The 20,732-nt window shown below is 37.2% G+C and carries 14 protein-coding genes and 1 other annotated feature; of the genes, 6 read left to right on the forward strand and 8 right to left on the reverse strand.

Annotated elements, in window-relative coordinates; translation table 11 throughout:
• The first annotated feature begins 36 nt into the window (after positions 1-36).
• On the forward strand, positions 37-1,035 hold the full coding sequence (ccpA, locus tag GX497_05375) for a catabolite control protein A (protein ID HHY72645.1): 999 nt from the start codon (positions 37-39) through the stop codon (positions 1,033-1,035).
• A gap of 61 nt (positions 1,036-1,096) precedes the next feature.
• On the opposite strand, the gene GX497_05380 is transcribed toward ccpA, so the two are convergent.
• Together GX497_05380 and GX497_05385 are read right to left on the reverse strand one after the other, a co-directional pair.
• Positions 1,097-2,272, reverse strand: a complete 1,176-nt coding sequence (locus GX497_05380; GenBank protein ID HHY72646.1) for an acetoin utilization protein AcuC — start codon at positions 2,270-2,272, stop codon at positions 1,097-1,099.
• A complete protein-coding gene (locus GX497_05385) occupies positions 2,269-2,880 on the reverse strand; it encodes a CBS domain-containing protein (GenBank protein HHY72647.1) in 612 nt (203 codons plus the stop codon). The genes GX497_05380 and GX497_05385 overlap by 4 nt, the downstream gene beginning before the upstream one ends.
• Before the next feature lie 357 nt (positions 2,881-3,237).
• On the opposite strand from GX497_05385, the gene acsA reads away from it, so the two are divergent.
• Positions 3,238-4,956 (forward strand): acetate--CoA ligase, encoded by a 1,719-nt coding sequence (acsA, locus tag GX497_05390; protein HHY72648.1) that lies wholly within the window; start codon positions 3,238-3,240, stop codon positions 4,954-4,956.
• An 80-nt stretch (positions 4,957-5,036) separates the two neighbouring features.
• Here the strand turns inward: acsA and GX497_05395 are convergent, their stop codons facing one another.
• Positions 5,037-7,820 carry a peptidoglycan glycosyltransferase gene (locus GX497_05395; protein ID HHY72649.1) on the reverse strand — a complete coding sequence of 928 codons (2,784 nt, stop codon included), beginning with the start codon at positions 7,818-7,820 and terminating at the stop codon, positions 5,037-5,039.
• A 134-nt stretch (positions 7,821-7,954) separates the two neighbouring features.
• Positions 7,955-8,185: a binding site (T-box leader), on the forward strand.
• 41 nt (positions 8,186-8,226) lie between these two features.
• Between GX497_05395 and GX497_05400 the strand changes: the two genes are divergently transcribed.
• A complete protein-coding gene (locus GX497_05400; GenBank protein ID HHY72650.1) occupies positions 8,227-9,483 on the forward strand; it encodes a tyrosine--tRNA ligase in 1,257 nt (418 codons plus the stop codon).
• Positions 9,484-9,524: 41 nt separating this feature from the next.
• Here the strand turns inward: GX497_05400 and GX497_05405 are convergent, their stop codons facing one another.
• The 3 genes from GX497_05405 to rpsD form a co-directional block, all read right to left on the reverse strand.
• Entirely contained in the window at positions 9,525-11,039 is a 1,515-nt protein-coding gene (locus GX497_05405; GenBank protein ID HHY72651.1) for a PAS domain-containing protein, read from the reverse strand.
• Positions 11,040-11,192: 153 nt separating this feature from the next.
• Positions 11,193-12,803, reverse strand: coding sequence for a Na/Pi cotransporter family protein (locus tag GX497_05410; GenBank protein ID HHY72652.1), 1,611 nt, complete (start codon positions 12,801-12,803; stop codon positions 11,193-11,195).
• A 133-nt stretch (positions 12,804-12,936) separates the two neighbouring features.
• Complete coding sequence (gene rpsD, locus GX497_05415; GenBank protein ID HHY72653.1) at positions 12,937-13,539, reverse strand: 30S ribosomal protein S4; 603 nt, start codon at positions 13,537-13,539, stop codon at positions 12,937-12,939.
• Between the two features lie 417 nt (positions 13,540-13,956).
• Here rpsD and GX497_05420 point away from each other — a divergent pair, with 417 nt between their 5' ends.
• Both GX497_05420 and refZ read left to right on the forward strand, forming a co-directional pair.
• Positions 13,957-15,879, forward strand: coding sequence for a sensor domain-containing diguanylate cyclase (locus GX497_05420; GenBank protein HHY72654.1), 1,923 nt, complete (start codon positions 13,957-13,959; stop codon positions 15,877-15,879).
• A gap of 155 nt (positions 15,880-16,034) precedes the next feature.
• Positions 16,035-16,667, forward strand: coding sequence for a forespore capture DNA-binding protein RefZ (gene refZ / locus GX497_05425; GenBank protein ID HHY72655.1), 633 nt, complete (start codon positions 16,035-16,037; stop codon positions 16,665-16,667).
• Here the strand turns inward: refZ and hisJ are convergent.
• A complete protein-coding gene (gene hisJ, locus GX497_05430) occupies positions 16,664-17,491 on the reverse strand; it encodes a histidinol-phosphatase HisJ (protein HHY72656.1) in 828 nt (275 codons plus the stop codon). The two genes, refZ and hisJ, sit on opposite strands and share 4 nt — an antisense overlap.
• A 167-nt stretch (positions 17,492-17,658) precedes the next feature.
• Between hisJ and ezrA the strand changes: the two genes are divergently transcribed.
• Positions 17,659-19,353, forward strand: a complete 1,695-nt coding sequence (gene ezrA, locus GX497_05435) for a septation ring formation regulator EzrA (GenBank protein HHY72657.1) — start codon at positions 17,659-17,661, stop codon at positions 19,351-19,353.
• Positions 19,354-19,387: 34 nt separating this feature from the next.
• Here the strand turns inward: ezrA and brnQ are convergent, their stop codons facing one another.
• A complete protein-coding gene (gene brnQ, locus GX497_05440; GenBank protein HHY72658.1) occupies positions 19,388-20,686 on the reverse strand; it encodes a branched-chain amino acid transport system II carrier protein in 1,299 nt (432 codons plus the stop codon).
• Between the last annotated feature and the right edge of the window lie 46 nt (positions 20,687-20,732).

Raw genomic sequence — 20,732 nt, forward strand, 5'->3', positions numbered from 1 at the left:
ATTGCAAAGCTCCACGGATTAAAGGAGGGAATTGATTTGAATATTACGATATATGACGTTGCTAGGGAAGCAGGAGTATCAATGGCAACGGTTTCTCGTGTAGTAAATGGGAATCCGAATGTTAAACCGTCAACTAGGAAGAAGGTTACTGAAGCGATTGAGCGCTTGGGATATCGCCCGAATGCTGTTGCGCGTGGTCTTGCTAGCAAAAAGACAACAACAGTTGGCGTTATTATTCCTGACATTTCAAGTGTCTTTTTCGCTGAATTAGCAAGAGGTATTGAGGATATTGCTACGATGTATAACTATAATATTATTTTAAGTAATTCTGATCAAAATAAACAAAAAGAGCTGCATCTTTTAAATACAATGCTTGGAAAACAAGTAGATGGAATTGTTTTTATGGGAGGGACAATAACAGAAGAGCATGTTGAAGAATTTAAAAAATCACCCGTGCCAATTGTTTTAGCAGCAACAATCGAGAAAAACGATGAGATTCCTTCTGTTAATATTGACTATGAACAAGCAGCCTATGATGCCGTTCACTATCTAATTGAAAAAGGGCATCGTGAAATCGGCTTTGTCACAGGGCCAATGGAAGAACCGACAAACCAAGATTTAAAACTAGCTGGATACGAGAGAGCATTCTTAGAGGCTAACCTTCCTTTCAATGAAAATAATATATATCATGGTGATTACACGCATGAAGCGGGCTTGGAAGCGATTCAAGAGTTTAAAGAAAAAGATCTTAAACTAACAGCTATTTTTGCCACAACTGATGAAATGGCATTAGGGGTTATTCACGGAGCGCAAGACCATGGCCTATCTGTCCCAGATAATCTTGAGGTCATTGGCTTTGATAATACTAGACTTGCAGTCATGGTACGCCCTGAATTAACTACAGTCGTGCAGCCTACCTATGATATTGGTGCTGTAGCCATGCGTCTACTTACAAAATTTATGAATAAGGAAAAAGTGGAAGATCATATTGTTGTATTACCTCATAGAATAGAGTTTCGCCAGTCAACTAAATAAATGCAACCAAAATAGAAAAGCTGAATAAAATGGGCCTGCTCCTTTTATCCAGCTTTTCTATTTAATTTGCCTTTTTCCTTGTATTTCGAATATGTTGTAATGCCTTATCTAAAGTTTGCCTGTTTTTCTCAGTAATTTCTTGTTTTCGTGGTATAGGAGGGTACAAATTTTCAGGGTCCTCCCAAGTAGAAATCAACTTCACCGGGGCCTGTGGCTGCCATTTCATTATCCATTCTGATGGCAATAATCCTTTGGCTATGTCGGTTTGTCTTTCCAGCATTTCCAACCATATTAGTGACCATGCGCGGGGAACAACGCGCCAGTGATCATATCCGCCGCCACCGACAGCAATCCATCTTCCATTGCAATATTCATGAGCGATTTTGTGGGCAAGCTTAGGTATTTCCTGATAAAATTTCATTGTAGCAGATAAATGTGTTAATGGATCTAATACATGTGAATCAGCACCATTTTGCGTAATTATAACATCTGGTTTAAAAAAGTCTGCAACCTCACGAACAGATGTTAAATAGCATTCAAGAAAAGATTCATCTTCAGTAAAAGCATCCACAGGAATATTAAAGGAAGTTCCATAACCTTCACCATGCCCTTTTTCATTTACATTGCCAGTGCCTGGGAAAAGATATCTCCCTGTTTCATGAATTGAATAAGTACAAACAGTAGGGTCGTCATAAAAAGACCATTGTACCCCGTCACCATGATGTGCATCTGTATCAATATATAAAATCTTCACCCCGTATTTTTGTTGCATATATTTTATAGCAATGGCACTATCATTATAAATGCAGAAGCCGGAAGCTTTACCACGGAATCCATGGTGCAATCCTCCACCTAAGCTTAAAGCATGGTCAGCCCTGCCTTCCATTACTAAATCAACGGCTGTAAGTGTGCCCCCAACTAAAAGGGCACTTGCTTCATGCATATTAGGGAAGATAGGTACATCCTCTGTGCCAAGACCGTAATTGTCAGCAATATCCTCTGCCAGTTCTCCTTTTCCGGCTTTTTTAACTGCTTCGATATAATTGTAATCGTGAATTAGAGCTATTTCTTCATCAGTAGCCATTCTTGGTGGAATGATATGAAAATCTTCTAACGCCCCTGACATACGTAGTAAATCCGTTGTTAGCTCTACTCTTCTTTGATTAAAAGGGTGACTCTCATTAAATTTATAGCTTTGAAATTCATTTGAATAAACATAGTAAACACTCTTGCTCATGATGTTACACCTGGTAGATTTGGCCATAATACAGTATAGCCGCGATTTTTTAGTTCCTCAATTACGTTCATTGGATTTATTGTCTGGATTCGAAACAATAATAATTTACTACCGGTATCATTTTTATCAGGATAAACGAGAACACTAATAATGTTGATTTTTTTTTCGCTAAATACTTGCGCAACTTCTGAAAGCATGCCTAATGTATTTTCAACCTTAATTTCTATTAATGAACTAGGCTGATCAGCCCCCATCACTTTAACAAATGTATGGAGTATATCCGATTTTGTAACGATTCCGACTAAATTTCCTTCTTTTACAATTGGCAAGCATCCAATTTTATGTTCGTAAAACAAAGCAGAAACATCCTCTACAAAATCTAATGGATGCCCTGTTATTACATTTTCTTTCATAATAGAGGAAATCGGCTTATATAAATCTTCATTTTTTATATCACGGTCTGTTACTATTCCAACCACATATTCATTTTCATCAATAATTGGAATATGGCGAATGCGTTTTAGAAGCATAAGTTCAACCGCTTTTCCAATTGCTTCATGCGGTTTCATCGTGACAACATTTTCATTCATAATTTCCTCGATAATCATGAAATTTACCCCCTTTTAATTAATGCATTAAGTGATATAGGTCGTCCAATTCCGCTCAGGACTGTCTTCCTAATGGATTATCGTGAACATAGGTCACATACCCTACTATCATATTATTCCTTCTTATGATTATTATTCTACCTTCTTGTAAACTAGTGATTTTATTATTATTTTAAAACTCATAATGTTTAAAAAAATTAAAGTAATATTTTCTATGTACGTCTATTATACATGAAGTAGGAGGTGTTCACAGAAAACGGCAATAAATTATCATATTCAAAAAGTAAGGGCTTAAATAGTCTGAAAATTCGTATTATAATGTGGTTTATTCCACAAAAACATAAGGAGGAGAAGGTAATGGCAGTGGAGACACTTTTCGCAGTACAAGGGGATCATAATTTAGGAGATTACAATGAGGTTTATGAAAATTTTGATTGGAAAGAAGTAGAAAAGAACTTTACATGGTATGAAACAGGAAAAGTAAATATTGCTTATGAAGCGATTGACCGCCATGCTTTTGGTGAAAAAAGGGACAAGATTGCCCTTCATTATCGGGATGCAAATCGGAATGAGCAGTATACATTCCTAGAAATGATGAAGTACTCTAATCAGGCTGGCAATGTGCTAAAAAATGATGCAAATGTTGTGAAGGGTGACCGCGTCTTTATCTTTATGCCTCGTTCGCCTGAACTTTATTTTGTTCTATTAGGTGCGATTAAGCTGGGAGCAATAGTTGGTCCTTTATTTGAGGCCTTTATGGAAGGCGCAGTACGCGACCGTCTTGAAGATAGCGAAGCGAGAGTAATTGTGACTACCCCTGAATTATTATATCGCATTCCAGTTTCAGAGCTTCCATTACTAGAAAAGGTCGTTATTGTGGGGGACGACGTTAATGAAGATGGTAAAATTATTGATTTTAAGAAACGCATGGCTGAGGCTAGTGTGGAACTTGCAATAGAATGGGTTGATCGCGAAGATGGAAGTTTATTACACTATACATCTGGGTCAACTGGAAAGCCTAAAGGAGTGCTTCATGTCCACAATGCGATGATTCAACAATACCAAACAGCAAGATGGATACTAGATTTGAAAGAAGATGACGTTTATTGGTGTACGGCTGACCCAGGTTGGGTAACAGGTACTTCCTACGGAATCTTTGGTCCATGGTTAAATGGCGTAACGAACGTTATTGTTGGTGGGAGATTTACACCAGAAGCATGGTATAAAACAATTGAGGATTTAAAAGTTACTGTTTGGTATAGTGCACCAACGGCATTCCGCATGTTGATGGGTGCTGGTGATGATATCATTAAGCAATTTGACTTATCTTCCCTTCGTCATATACTAAGTGTTGGTGAGCCTTTAAATCCAGAGGTTGTTCGTTGGGGCCATAAAGTATTTGAGCTACGAATTCATGATAACTGGTGGATGACTGAAACAGGTGCCCAATTAATTTCAAATTATCCTTCCATGGATATTAGACCAGGGTCTATGGGTAAACCAATTCCAGGTGTACAAGCTGCGATTGTTGATGACCAAGGAAACGAATTGCCACCACTTCGCATGGGTAATTTAGCGATAAAAAAGGGCTGGCCATCAATGATGAGACAAATTTGGAATAACAAAGAAAAGTATGACTCCTACTTTTTACCAAATGGTTGGTATGTATCCGGCGACTCCGCTTATATGGATGAAGATGGATACTTCTGGTTCCAAGGCCGTGTTGATGATGTTATTTTGACTGCTGGTGAGCGTGTAGGTCCGTTTGAAGTCGAAAGCAAATTAGTAGAACATCCAGCTATTGCTGAAGCTGGTGTAATCGGAAAGCCCGATCCAGTCCGTGGAGAAATTATTAAAGCGTTTGTTGCCCTTCGCGATGGTTATGAGGCAACCGATGAATTAAAAGAAGAAATTCGTTCATTTGTTAAAACAGGATTAGCGGCTCATGCGGCTCCACGTGAAATTGAATTCCGTGATAAGCTCCCAAAAACTCGAAGCGGCAAGATTATGAGACGGGTATTGAAAGCATGGGAGTTAGATTTACCAACAGGTGATCTGTCAACAATGGAAGATTAATAGAATAGTGTGTCGCTAATACTTAATCAAAAGACCCTCCGAGATTTTCTCGGAGGGTCTTTGCAAATTCCATCAGCCGATTATTGTTCTTTAAAATGATTAGCTTCATCAAGATGGTTAATAATATTATCAATCGGATTACTATTCTGTTCGCTAGTTGCGGAAACTTCCTGTGATGGGTTTGATTCATTGCCGAGAATATCTACTGCCGTTACATAGTAACTGGCATGAGCGTTTGAAATTTGATAGGATGAATTAGACTTCTTCGGAATGCTGGCAATTTTAGTAAATGGCTCTGAAGGGCCATTTGCTTTATAGATTCGATAACCAATAATATCGGAATCTGGATGAGGTTCCCATGTTAACAAATTCTCTTTCAACTGTATGTTTGTAAGAGGACTTGGATGTTTTCCGTTATCAGCAACCGCATCTTTCTGCGGGATAATAATATTTTTCCATGCACCGTTGTTTGGAATGAGCGAGCGCACATCTACCACGCCTTCTAAACCCTTGCTATTAAGGAATTCAGGATTCAGCATGACTCCTTTTGTCGTAAATTCCTCAGGGAAGTCCTCTGGCGCTTTATAATATTTATCATCGATTACAACATAGGAACCTTGAATCAAACTATCATCAACTTCAGTAGGTGCATATTTTGCTATAAATAGATCGCTTTTTACGAGTCCTGCTTTTTCGCAAAGTGCAGATGGCAGTTTCCCGCTAATAGCACAATAGGACTTCCGCACAATCCCACCTGGCATAGTAAAGCTCTCTTTTGTTTCGATAACTTCGGGTTTAACATCATAAACCGAGTTAATAAGTTCCGCCCAAAGCTTTTGATTACGTTGAGCATACGAGTATCCTTTATAGCTTTTTTCAAGCGCCTTCGGTGTATCATAGCCCATCCAAAGCCCAAACGTAACCTTTGGGTTGGACGCTACAAACCATGAATCTTTGTAATCTTGAGAGGTCCCTGTTTTTCCAGCCCAATCGGCCTTGAATTTTAGCTTACTAGGCACTCCTGCTGCTGTTCCTTGCTTCAAAACATCCCTCATCATATCAATGACTAAATAGGATGCTTGCGGTGAAAAGACTTCTACAGCTTTTGAGTGATGCTCATAAATGACTTCACCATCTTTTGTTTCAATTTTTTCAATCAAATAGGCATCAACAAATTTTCCGCCATTCGCAAATGTCGCAAAAGCATTGACGTTTTCCTCAACGGTCACGCCGCGATCTAAAGCACCAAGTGCCATTGATAAATGGCTTTTATCACCATTTGTTAATGAACTAAAGCCCATTTTTTCTAAGTATTGAGCGGGGTTCTTATCGATGATAGATGAATAAACCTTCGCCGCCGGGATATTATAAGATTTGGCTAAAGCATATCTTGCTGACACTAAGCCATGATATCCTTCTCCATAGTTTTTCGGCTCCCATATAGTTGGTCCCGCTTTAATTTTGAGAGGAACATCAGGAATTATTGAACCTGGATGAAAAAGTCCAAGGTCAATCGCTGGACCATAAACTAACAACGGCTTCATTGTAGAACCGTTAGAACGGAAGGCATTTGTTGCGTGATTTAGCTGCTTCTGTTTATGGTCTCGTCCGCCAATAAAACTAATGATAGCGCCTGTATCATTGTCAATTAACATGGCACCAACTTCGACGGGCTCCATTATTTTTACAATCTCATTTGTATCTGGGTCTTTCACTTTTTCCGCTTTGTCATTACCGTAATATTGATATGAATTTTTTATTTCTTGCATTTTGTCATAGACATCTTTATCAATAGTCGTATAGATTCGGTAGCCATTTTGGCGCAGGTTTTTATCGGCTTTCATAAAATATTCTTTATACAAGTTATTATCGTTTTTCAAATCTTCTTTGGAATAGCCATCCTTCTCAGCTAAAATTTCTACTAAGATTTTTTTGGCGCGTTCTTCTACTTCAAATGTCAGCCATGGATATTTTTGGACTGTATTTGGTTTAGGTGGAATTAAATTTGCTTTTATATCATATGTTAAGGCTTCATTATATTCTTTTTCAGTAATATAACCAGCCGTCAGCATTCGATTTAAGACCGTTTTCAATCTATTAAGGCCAGGAGTTAAGTCTTCCTTTACCTCACCATTTTGCGTAAATGGTGTATAGCCAAAAGGGCTTTGCGGCAATCCTGCTATGTAGGCAGCTTGCGGTAAATTTAAATCTTTTGCGTCAACACCGAAAATGCCTTGGGCCGCTGTTTGAATTCCAGCAATATTTCGACCTGAAGAATTGCGGCCAAAGGGTACGACATTTAAATAAGCTTCTAGTATTTCATCTTTTTTGAAGAATTGTTCTAATCGTAAGGCAATCATAATTTCTTTTGCTTTTCGTTCAAACGAAACTTCGTCTGTTAAAATTTGGTTTTTAATTAACTGCTGGGTTAGTGTACTACCACCAGTTTGTACAGAGGAGTTTGTGAATTCTTGAAAAACCGCTCGTAAAATGGATTTCGGAACAACACCGGAATGTTCATAAAAATTCGCATCTTCCGTTGCAATAACGGCATCGACAACGTATTGTGAAACATCGCTTAGTTTTGTTTCTTCTCGATCTAAATCTGAGCGAAGCTTGCCAAGATATTTTTTGCCGCTAAAATATAGCTCCGACGTTTCTTCATAGTTGTAAATATCTTTTTTCATACTGTCATAGCTTCTGATTGGTTCATCTTTTACAAGGGAGGCAAAATAACCTGCCCCAACACCGCCAGCAAATGAAAGCCCTATTAAGCAAAATGCTATGAAAATAAGGGCTAAATTCCACGATACTTTCGTAAATATTCTTGTTAATTTATATAATTGATCCTTATTTAAATTCATTTACATCTCCCCCTAAATCAGCATTATTATAGCATAAAGGATTTATCAATGATATAATTGTTATGTAATGATAATTATTGATTTGACTTTTCTGTTTAAAGTATGGTAAATTTAATAATAGATTTTAAAATCAATATTTTGCATTGATAGGAATTAAGTAGTGAATATCTCCCTGTTTGTAGAGAGCTGGCGTTTGGTGCAAGCCAGTACATAGATAGACACGAATTACATCCTTGAGTATTTGCTTGGAAAAGAAAAGCATGTTTTTCTTAGTATAAGCAAACGGGTTGGGCCGTTATCCAAACAAGTGGAAGATCATGACGTTCTTCAAATAGGGTGGTACCGCGAAGCAATTCGTCCCTATTTGAGGGGCGTTTTTTATTATTTTAAGGGAGGAAAAATTCAAATGGATTTACTAAAGGATTTAGAATACCGAGGATTAATTAATCAAGTAACAGATTCAGAAGGGCTGAAAAAAGAACTTGAAAATGGTTCGATAACATTATATTGTGGGTTTGACCCTACAGCCGACAGCCTTCATATCGGACATTTGTTGACGGTCTTAATGCTGCGCCGCTTTCAGCTAGCTGGTCATAATCCAATTGCTCTTGTTGGTGGAGCGACTGGCTTAATTGGTGACCCTAGTGGTAAAAAAGCTGAGCGTACATTGAATGAAAAAGAAATTGTCGTTGAATGGAGTAATCGCATTAAAGAGCAATTATCACAGTTTTTAGATTTTGAAGGAGAACATAAAGCAAAGGTTGTTAACAATTATGATTGGACAGGCAATTTGGATGTGATTACCTTTTTAAGGGATATTGGAAAAAACTTCGGGTTGAACTATATGCTTGCAAAGGATTCCGTTGATTCACGGATTGAGTCAGGTATTTCATTTACAGAATTCAGTTATATGATCCTACAATCCAATGACTTTTTAAATCTTTATAAAAATGAAAATTGCCGTATGCAAATCGGTGGCAGCGACCAGTGGGGAAATATTACCGCTGGGCTAGAGTTAATTCGTAAATCAACAGATGAAGATGCGAAAGCATTTGGATTAACAATTCCACTTGTAACGAAAGCAGATGGAACAAAGTTTGGCAAAAGCGAAGGCGGGGCAATCTGGCTTGATGCAGATAAAACGTCTCCATATGAATTTTATCAATTTTTAATTAATACCGATGATAAAGATGTTGTTAAATTTTTGAAGTATTTTACGTTCTTATCACACGAAGAAATTGAGGCATTGGCCGTTGATGTTGAAACAGCACCAGAAAAACGGACAGCCCAAAAACGCTTAGCAGAAGAAGTAACAAAGCTCGTTCATGGTGAGGAAGCTTTACAACAAGCTATTCGTATTTCAGAAGCTTTATTTAGCGGTGATATTCAAGACTTAACGGCTGCAGAAATCAAACAAGGCTTCAAAGACGTGCCTTCTTATGAATGTAAACAAGCTGAAAGTAGCCTTTTAGATTTATTAGTCGAAAGTAAAATCTGTCCATCGAAGCGCCAAGCAAGAGAGGATATTACGAACGGTGCCATTTATATTAATGGGGAAAGAGCGACTGATCTTAACCGTGTACTTACAGAGGCCGATCGAATCGAAGGACAATTTACAATCATTCGTAGAGGGAAAAAGAAATATTATTTAATTCAATATTAAATTAAAAGGAAGCAGGGGGCGGTTCCCCTGCTTCCGACGTATTACATTGTTTTAGCCAATTCGACAATCGTTTGTGACATCGCACTTATTTGTTCGATTGCGGCATTTAATTGCTCGGTAAAAGCCGCTTGGCCTTGTGTCATCGTTGTCATATTTTCAATATGTGTTAAAATTTCTTCAATTAAATCGTTCATATCATTTAAACTATGTTCAATGTTACCAGTAGCCTGAGCGCTGTTAACAGCTAGTTTTCTTACCTCTTCAGCAACAACACCAAATCCCTTACCATGTTCGCCTGCGCGTGCTGCTTCGATTGCTGCATTCAGCCCTAAAAGATTCGTTTGTTCGGCAATTTCTCTAATAAAGTTTGAAATGTTTTTTGTTTCTTCCGTACTTATTTTTGCTTTATTAGCAGCTACCGATGATTGTTCTTGGGCATAGGCAAGCTCCTGAGCTTGCGTTGTTAAAGACTCAATCCCTTTCGCCATTTCACTGATTGAATCGGATAATTGCTGCATCTGGTCATTAATAGAGTGGATAAATTCTTTCTTATTTTTTTCTAAAGTGATATCACGGATTGTTCCCGCGACGCGGAGCGGGATGCCATTTTCATCACGAACGGTTTCACCACCAGCATGGAACCAACGATAGTCCCCGTTCTTTAATTGTAGTCGATAATCTAAGTCAAAAGGCGTTTTTCCTGAATAATCATTCATATGGTTTGCGAAACTTTGAAGCACGCGGTCGCTATCTTCTGGATGAAGTCTGCTGCTCCAACTTTTAAACACATTTGGAAAATCAGACTCGTCATTGAATCCTAGCGTTTTTCTAAATTGCTGTGACCACCAAAATTCATTATTCGGATTCACTGGGTCCCCAGCAACGACGGTCATATCCCAAGGAGCTTCAACTAATGCACGATTAATTAGGTCGTAGCGGGTAATTAATGATTGTAATTCTTCGTCTTCTAATTTTTTTTCATGAATATCAAACAAAGCCCCAACTACCCGTAAAGGAACACCTCGATTATCGCGTAAGGTTGTTCCAGTTGCACGGAACCAACGATAGTCTCCGCTTTTCCGTAATAAACGATATTCAATATCATAAGGCGTTCTTCCTGAATGATCTAATAAATGTGATGCAAAAGAATTCAGAACCCACTCTTTTTCATCAGGATGAATTTTCGATGCCCAACTGTCTAACACATTAGGGAAATCATTAACGTCTTTATAACCAAGCATTCTACGTAATTCATCAGACCAAATAAATTCGTTGTTCGGATTGACGGGGTCTCCTCCCATCACAGTCATATCCCAAAGGCCAACATGAATCGCTTTTGTAACTAAATCTAAACGAATCGCTGTATTTTCCTCTTGTTTTCGCAACGCATTTAAAACAAAGTTAATGTTTTCAGCAATTTCTTTTGCTTCTTTTGTCTCCTGTGAAGAAAAAGGGTATGATGCGGTAAAATCATTTGCTTCGATTTTTTTCTTTAAATGTCGACTTGCTTCAAGTAACTCATCTAAATGTTTTGGCGTAGTAGAATGAAAAAGCATCAATAGTCTCTCCCTTATGTATCCTTAGATTCGAACATCTAGGTAGTTTGAATTATATTTTAAAATTCGGAAGATTACTACACCATTTTTACTTTTTATAACAAAATATTCTAAAATCATACATAAAAGCAGAGAGAAATACATAATTAAATTTTATTCGCCGTTTTTCACGTTATATGTTGCTTCAAGGCATGCATTCAAATGATGCAGTCCTCTCCATAAATGATAGACAATTCGATCGATCCATTGAAGTGTATTCACTGTTTGGATTGTTGCATCAATATCAGCCTTTTGAAGAGCGGTACGTTCAATAATTTCCTTTCTGCTTGAACGACGCATATCCGCAATAGAGAGACTGTTCATTTTCACAATATCTACTAAATCCCCGTGCTGATCATAAGTTAAATCATTCGCAATTGTTGTAAATAATTTATTCATATTTTCAGAGAGTTGGAGAGTCAAGTCATCGCTTGTTACATACTCAATATAGCCAGGCTCCCTAATTGCCTTCAATAAACGCTCAAGATGATCGATTGCATGAATTAAAGCAATATGCTGAAAATATTCCTTCTCGGTATTTGAAAAAGCTTGGTTGCCCATTCGCGAGACGAATTGTCGAGTCTCATTTAATGCTAACTCCGTTTCCTCTAACTGTTTTTGGATGGAAGAGGTAAGTATTTTTCCTTCATTCAGTTCCTTTGCAGCAATGACAATGGCTTTCATAATACGAATTAAAGTTCTTCGGGTTGCCTCGACTGCCACTGGTGTCACCGTTAATACACTATCATCTAAATACTTCGTCAGTTTATTATCTTTTTCAGGGACAATTCGACTAATGAGCAATACAAAATAAGATAAAAACGGAATGACGACAATAATTCCAAGCGTATAAATAAGCGTTGAGAAGAAAGCAAGAGACACTGCTGGGTCGTCATAGTGAAGAAAACTTCCTAGCCATTTAATAAAAGCTACAATTGCAGGTAAAAAAATAAAAGCGATTAATGCTACGAGAACATTAAATAAAATATGTGTCATTGCGGTTCTTCTAGCTTGAACTGTACCGCCAATTGTTGCGACATACGCCTTTAATGTTGTTCCGATATTTTGCCCGACGACTAAAATGGCTGCTTGTTCAAACGAAAGCGCTTCAGCTGCAAGCGCTGTTAATGTAATAACCATCGCCGTACTGGAGGACTGCATGATAACTGTCATGACAAGTCCAACTACTACGAGCGCTAGCATTTGAATGAATGTTCCTTCGTTAAAAGATTCAAGTGTAAAGCTTTCGGCAACGCCTGACATCCCGTTCTGCAACGTACCAATACCGAGAAAGAGCAAGCCAAAGCCAGCGAAAACCATTCCTTGTGCCGCCCATTTACCCTCTGTAAAAAATTTTAACAACGCCCCAATTCCAATAAGTGGAAACGCAAACGATGTAACACTCACCTTTAAGCCGATGAACGATACAATCCAACCTGTACTCGTACTTCCGAGATTGGCACCAAGAACGATGCCAATCGATTGTGTAAAGGTTATGAGTCCTGCACTAACAAATCCAATCGTCATTAACGTCGTTGCACTTGATGATTGGACAACTGCAGTGACAGCGGCTCCAGATGCGATTGAACGAAAAATGCCGCCCGTAAATTTACTTAATGTTTCCCTTAAGGAGTCCCCTGCTAACGCTTTCATCCCATCTGTCATGAGAATCATACCGAGCAAAAACAAGCCGATACCGCCGATTACAATTGAAACTGTTTCCATAAAAGCTCCTTATCTAGTTATAATAAATCTAACATACTACAATTTTAGGCTATATTGAATAAAAAACCCTCAAACCCTTGATATATAAAGGGTTTGAGGGTTTTTAAATACTGAAGTCTACAAGAGCATGTTATTAACGTGAATAGAACTCGACGATAAATGCTTCGTTAACTTCTGCTGGCATTTCAGAACGCTCTGGGAAGCGAGTGTAGGTACCTTCAAGCTTTTCAGCGTCAAAAGTTAAGAAATCAGGTACGAAGTTGTTGATTTCAATAGCTTCTTTAATGATTTCTAAGTTGCGAGACTTTTCACGAACAGTGATTGTTTGTCCTGGTTTTACGCGGTAAGATGGAATATCAACGCGACCGCCGTTCACAACGATGTGGCCGTGGTTTACAAGCTGACGAGCTTGACGACGAGTACGAGCAAGTCCTAAACGGTAAACAAGGTTATCTAAACGAGATTCTAGAAGAACCATAAAGTTTTCACCATGGATACCTTTCATTTTGCCAGCCTCATTAAATGTGTTACGGAATTGGCGCTCATTTACACCATACATATGACGAAGCTTTTGCTTCTCTTGTAATTGTAATCCGTATTCAGAAAGTTTTTTGCGTTGGTTAGGTCCATGTTGACCTGGTGCGTAAGGGCGTTTTTCTAATTCCTTACCAGTTCCGCTTAGTGAAATACCAAGACGGCGAGATAATTTCCAAGATGGTCCAGTATAACGAGCCATAATATAGCTCCTCCTTCAATGTTTTTATTTTGTAAAATAAAAACACAGACGTATGCACTCCGAACATTTGTCCATTTTGTCTTCATGTACCCTCGCCCCAGCAGCAAAGAGTTACTCGATACACCTCTATTTAGAGGAACAAAATGAAACAAAAGCAAGCACATTCAGGCTGCTTTTATTTTACACACAAAAATTATTATATTTTTTTTTTCTCATAAAGTCAAGAAAACTGAATAATTTTATCGAAATCGAGATTTACTTAAAAATAATATAGGAAAATATAACTATAAAGTTTATAATGGAAATATAATATTAAGAACGACCGTATTTCATTTATACTATTAAGAAAGGACATCAACTTTTGCCATTATGGGCTAAAAGCCATGTCTTTCTAATCAATTTTGAAGGTGATTTGAAATGCCCAAAGAAAATTGCATGCTAATAAATAATGTAACTAAATTAAAAAGCTATTTTTTTGATTTAATTATTGATGAAGAACATTCGGCAAATCTTCCGCAATTAAATCAAAAATTAGTGCAGTTTTTAAAAGATATGACTAGTGTGAATATTGTGCGCTTATATTTATACAATAAGTGGAAAGAATGTTATTTTCTTGAGCAGTCAACCGATTTTGTTACTAAGAACTCAAGCTACTATTCACTTCCAAAAGAACGAATTGTTGAGACACAATTAGTAAAAACGGTTGCAGACGATGTCTTATCTGCTGATTCTATATGGGGCAATGATGGTAATGAGACAGCTTATATTGTTCTACTAAATAACCACGGAAAATTACGTTCAAAGTTTGGATTTCTTTATTTTGAATTATCCGATTCCATTCAGGAAGAAGTTGCTAGTACATTAACTGACTTCCTTAAATTCGTTGGTATAGAGACATCGAGATTAATGGAAAGCTCGAAACGATATTTTGGTTATTTAAATGAAGAGGTAAGATACGAGCAATTATACCGCGTGACGTCTAAATTCCATTCGTCGATGAATATGGATGATGTGTTAGCAGAAGTCATTCACACATTGCAAGAAGTGTATGCGTCATTTGATTGCGTCTTATTGTTATCACATGATACGACTTGTGATCAATCCCTCCCTATTCGTGATTTAGAATACGGTTCAGAATCAGTAAATCATGCAGCTGTCCAAGCTTATTTGACAGGTAATGTTCAATTTGAAGATTCAATGATTGACGGTAGATCAGTCCTCTATGCACCGTTAAAGGGAAAACAAGGAATATATGGGGTTCTGCAAGTTACTGCACCTAATACATTAGTCTTTCCGAAGCAGGAAGTTGGTTTCATTGAATTATTGGCAAATACAGCTGGAAGTGCCTTGGAAAATGCTCAGTTATATCAGCAATCACGAAAGCTTATTTCAGATTTACAATTAATTAATAAAACATCCCATCGTTTAAATACAAATTTGCGTTTAACAGATACGATCAATTTTATGACTGATCAAATAAAAGCATCGTTTGATGCTGGGGAAGTAGGCTTCATATTGTTTCATGGGAAAGAGCAATTTGAAGTATTAATGGGTAGCACGGAGTATTTCTTTTCTGATGAAGTGGAAGATCTATTTAAATATATAAATAAAAAAATAAAGGTAGAAAAGGATGCCATCTTTATTGGCGATCTTTCTTTAGATGAAAATAGTAAAGTAGGGAAGCTTCGCTCACTTATGGTGATTCCGATGATTCAAAGCAATATGCTTATTGGTGCTGTATACGTATTGCATGAAAATCCTTATCATTTTTCTTTTGATAAGTTTAAATTATTACAATCGCTTATCCATCACTCAACATTAGCCTTCACGAATTCCATGTTAAGAGAAGAATTAGAAAAAATGGTGATTACCGATCATTTGACTAAGCTTTATTCAAGAAATTATCTTGATGAAAGAATTCACCTTTCGATGAATACAGATGCATTAGGTGCCTTCCTTTTAATTGATATCGATGATTTTAAATCAATCAATGACACGTATGGACATCAAATTGGTGATGAGGTTATCATCCAAGTTGCTAATATAATAAAAAGAAGTATTCGTGAACATGATATTGGTGCAAGATGGGGAGGCGAGGAATTAGCAATCTATCTGCCTAAAGCTGATTTAAAAACTGGACTTATGGTGGCCAAACGCCTTGTTGAAAGAGTGGAAGCCGAAACAAATCCGAAAATAACAATTTCATGCGGAATTACCGTTTGGAATAAGGAAAATAACGATTCCGTTAAAAAGTTGTTTAACCGTGCTGACGAAGCCCTCTATAAGGCGAAACAAACCGGTAAAAATCGCGTCATCATATATGAAGAAAACAATCAATAAAAGCACTTTCGGGTGCTTTTTTTTTGCGACAATAAATCTCAATATTCGTCCTAAACAAATCAAGCAGTACAGTTATTGTCGATAAAAACTTAAAGGACTTCCAGTTTTTGCACAGAACATATTCAGGTAAGAACTGGGGTGAAAAAATGAAGGAAATGTCAAAGACGAAGCAAAAGGTTTTTGAGGCCGCTATTTCAATATTTAACGCCAAAGGCTATAATGGTACATCTGTTCGGGAAATTGCCCAAAAGGCGGATGTCAATATTGCTTTAATTTCTTATTATTTCAATGGAAAAAAAGGCTTATTAGAAGAGTTGATGACGAATTTTTTAGAGCGATATATCGCCGTATTGGAAGAAGTTTTTATGAAAATGGATCGTTTACGAGCTAAGGTCGCTCTCTGTGAGACGGTCCGTTTTGTATTGGAATTTGAAAGTGAGAACCATCAGCTGGCAAGACTTGTTTATCGAGAAATTACTTTAGATACAATGCTTGTTAGAGAAATTATGACGACGTATTTAACAAAAGAAAAATATATTTTCCAAACGATCATCGAGAGTGGAATTCAACAAAAGGAGTTTCGAAAGCTTCCGATTGTGATTACAATCATGCAGCTAAAAGGAATGTTAATGATGCCGTTTCTTCATCTACAATATATGACAGAGGTTTTACATGTTAATCCTGCAGAATCGTATTTTGTTTCGAAGTACTATAAGGAAATTGAACGATGGATAGAAGAGAACCTGTCCATCCAAAATGAACGGTCCACTCTATCGCTTGTTAATTAGCCTAGCAAGGATGTCGGGGAAGAAAGTTTAATAGTTGGTACAAGCTGTTTATAGCCTTGATTTAAATCCCTTGAAACATGGGCGTCAGACCCATAGATGAGAGGGATTTTTCGTTTATCTGCTTCTTTTACAATCCATTCTGCTGGGTAAGGCTCTAAACAAAAAGGCTTACTAACACCAGCACCATTATAATCCAAGGACATATTGTTCTCTTTAATGAGATCCAAAATGTCGATGATTTCATCATGAAAAGCAGTGTTAGCAGGATATTTCTTTTGGAATTTATTAGCAAGTGTCATATGGCCAATTCGCTTCGGTTTAAATGGTCCTAAATCTGCCATGATGGATTGTTTCACTATTTCATAATAGCTTCGATAAACCTCATCTGTTGTTCCAAACAGAGAAATAATTCTCGCGAATTCCTCAACACTAAAGTCAAGGCAATAATAGTTCCCCTCTTTATATAAAAAATGAACAGATAAAATGCTGTCATCAAGAAATTGTCCAAATTTAGTAAGAAATTTGGTAGTTTCTTCTTCAAAATGAATGATATAATCAACTTCCAGGCCGATATTAATTTTAATTTTATCTTTATATTTTTCTTTTAATTTTTGTAAGTCGGAAATATATAATTCAAGAAAATCGGGATTCATGCCACTATCTTTATCAGGTGTTGGATCAGCGAAAGTAGCTGGCAATGGTGCATGTTCCGTAAAGGAAATTTCCCCGTAACCTAAAGAAATAGCTTGATTGATATATTGTTCAAATGAATCAGTTGAACCATGTGGACAATAGGGAGAATGAATATGGCCATCAATTTTCATTTTTTTCCTCCATATTTCTACTATTTTTTAGAAAAAACTTAAGCAAAATGATTGTTTACATGGTATCATAAAAACAATGAAAATGTATACAAAATCGCTAGTAGTTAAAAACAATAAAATAATTTTGCAACGGTAACTATGATAGAAATGAAGGAGTAAGGGCAATCATGGAGTATTTGTTACTTTTTATTATAATTTTATTAGGAATTATCATATATGGGTTTATAAAAAGAAAAAAAATTTATACAGAAGTTGATCAACTAGAAGCTTGGAAAATAAGCATTATGAATAGGCCAGTTACAGACGAAATTGCGAAGGTTAAGCAGTTAAACATGACTGGACAAACAGAAGAGAAATTTGAGGTATGGCGTGTAACTTGGGATGAAATCATTACAAATGAACTCCCAGCTATCGACGACCAATTATTTGAAGCAGAAGAAGCTGCTGACCGATATCGCTTTAAAAAAGCAAGCGGAATAACCCGAGGGATTCGAGAGATTTTAGAACACGTAGATCAGAAAATAGCAGCTATTTTAGCGGAACTGCAAGAGCTAATCGGCAGTGAAGAAAAAAATAAAGTGGAAATTGAAGAACTGAAAGGCATGTTGAAAAATCAACGTAAAATTTTGTTAGCATCAAGGCATGCGTTCGGAAATGCTATTAATCAATTAGAAAAAGATGTCGAAGAAGTACTCGGAAAATTTACAGAATTCGAGGCAGCGACCGAAGGCGGCAATTATTTGGAGGCTCGTGAGATTGTCCTGATTATTCGTGCTGATCTTGAAAAACTCAGCTTTAAGATAGAGGAAACTCCGCAATTACTTACATATTGCAATGGGCAGCTTCCTACACAAATCCAAGAACTAAAAAAAGGTCAAGAAGAAATGCTTCAATTAGGATTTGTTGTTGAGCATATTGAAATTAATAAAGAATTGGACAAAATTGAGGGAGAAATTCAATCCTATTTAAGAAAAATAGAGCAAACTGATATTGATGCTGCCAAGGATGGAATAGCTGATGTACAGGACCGAATTGAGCACATCTATGATTGTTTAGAAAAGGAAGCACTCGCAAAAGGGATTGTGCAAAAAGAAATGCCTACAATCGAACCACATATATGGGAGCTCGAAAAGCAAGCGACAGAAACTAAGGAAGAATCAGAAAGTGTCCAACAAATTTATCACTTAAAAGAAAAGGATTTAGAAGACCAACGTAAAATTGAGAAAAAGGTAGCGCAAATCACTGCCAAATATGAGGGATTAGTAAAAAGGCTAGAGGAAAACAACGAGCCTGCTACAAAGTTGCGCGATGATTTAGAAGAGATAAAAGAAAACATCCAAAATGTGAATGAGATGTACAATAATTTTATGGAAATGATGCATACACTTCGTAAGGATGAGCGTGAAGCAAAAGAGAAAATTACGCAAATGAAGAAAATGCTTGTTGAGGCAAGGGCGTTAATTAGAAAAAATCATTTACCAGGTCTTCCTGCTAGTCTTATGCGCACATTTGATACAGCTGAATCAAATGTAAAGGCTGTTGCATTTAAGCTGGAGGAATCACCACTTGATATGTATGCGGTAAATAATTTATTAGAAGAAGCCGAAAATGCTGTAAACAAAGCACATGAACAAACAGAGGATATTGTTGAAAAAGCAGTTTTAGTTGAACGTCTAATTCAATATGGCAATCGTTATCGAAGAAAAAATGCCATTTTATCGGCAAAATTATTGGAAGCAGAACAAGTTTTTCGTATGTATGATTACGATTTAGCGCTAGAACAAGCGGCAACTGCACTCGAGGAAGTGGAACCGGGAGCTTTCAAAAAAATAGAAAAATTACTAAATACTAGTACATTATAAAAACGGCTGACCTCTTTTGGTCAGCCGTTTTAAATTACGCAGCTTTAAGCTGTTTTTTCTTAGCTTTTTTGATTAATGAAAGAATATACCCGAGCACAATACCGATTAAAGCAGGAATAATCCAGCCCACTCCATGATTATATAGTGGGAGAATTGATGCTAAGAGACTTCTTACCTTTTCACCAGCTAATCCTGCAAATACAAGACCGTCTAAAATACTAACGATGCCTGTGCCTACTACTCCGCCAATATAAACATAGCGAGACCGATTAAACAAACGGTCAAGAAAGGCTAAAAATATAAGGGTGATGGCAATCGGATAAATCATCATTAGAACTGGTAATGAAAGTTTAATTAATTGTGTTAAACCTACATTGGCAACAAGCATGCTAAAGACTGATATGATGATTATAAGTGCTTGATAGGAAATCTTCGGCCATAGCTTATGGAAGTACTCAGCGCAAGATGTTACTAAACCAACCGAAGTTGTTAAACAGGCAAGGGTGATGGCTGCCCCGAGCATAATCGTACCGAAAATATCGTAATATTTCTTTGCTGCAATGGAAAGAATTTGTCCACCATTTTCAACTTGACCGACAACAGAAGCGCTTGTTGCACCAAGATAAGCTAAAGACAAATAAACAAGCATGAGTCCGATTGCAGCAATCAGACCTGATTTAATTGTTGTCATTGCTATTTTTTTACTATCTGTAACACCTAACTCTTTTACAGCTGAAACAACAACAATCGCAAAAACTAAGGCAGCAAGGGCATCCAAGGTGAGGTAGCCTTCGATAAAGCCCTTAAAGAAAGGGTTAGATGAATAAGCTTCACTTGGTCTTGGAATGGTTCCCATTGGGTTAAAAATCGCTTTACCAACTAAAACGGCGATTGTTACTAATAGGGCAGGTGTTAATATTTTGCCAATACGGTCCACTAGCTTGGACGGATTTTGCGCTAGCCAATATGTAATACCGAAGAAAATAATTGTATACATAAATAAGCTTATACTATTACTTGCTGCATCATTAGATAAAAATGGCGCAGCCCCGATTTCAAAAGCGACTGTCCCTGTTCTTGGAATAGCAAAAACAGGACCAATAGCTAAATATAAGATGATTGTAAAAATAATTCCGAAAATTGGATGAACACGAGCACCAAGCTCTTCGAAATCACCGCCATTTAAAGCAACGGCCGCTATCCCTAAAAGTGGTAAGCCAACGCCAGTGACTAGAAAGCCAATGATAGCTGGCCATAAATTTGTTCCAGCTTCCTGTCCAAGTAGGGGTGGGAAAATCATGTTGCCGGCACCGAAAAATAACGCAAATAGCATTAATCCTATTGAAAGGGTATGTTTAAAAGTCACTTGAAAACCTCCT

It is taken from the genome of Bacillus sp. (in: firmicutes), assembly GCA_012842745.1.
Lineage (GTDB): Bacteria > Bacillota > Bacilli > Bacillales > Bacillaceae_J > Schinkia.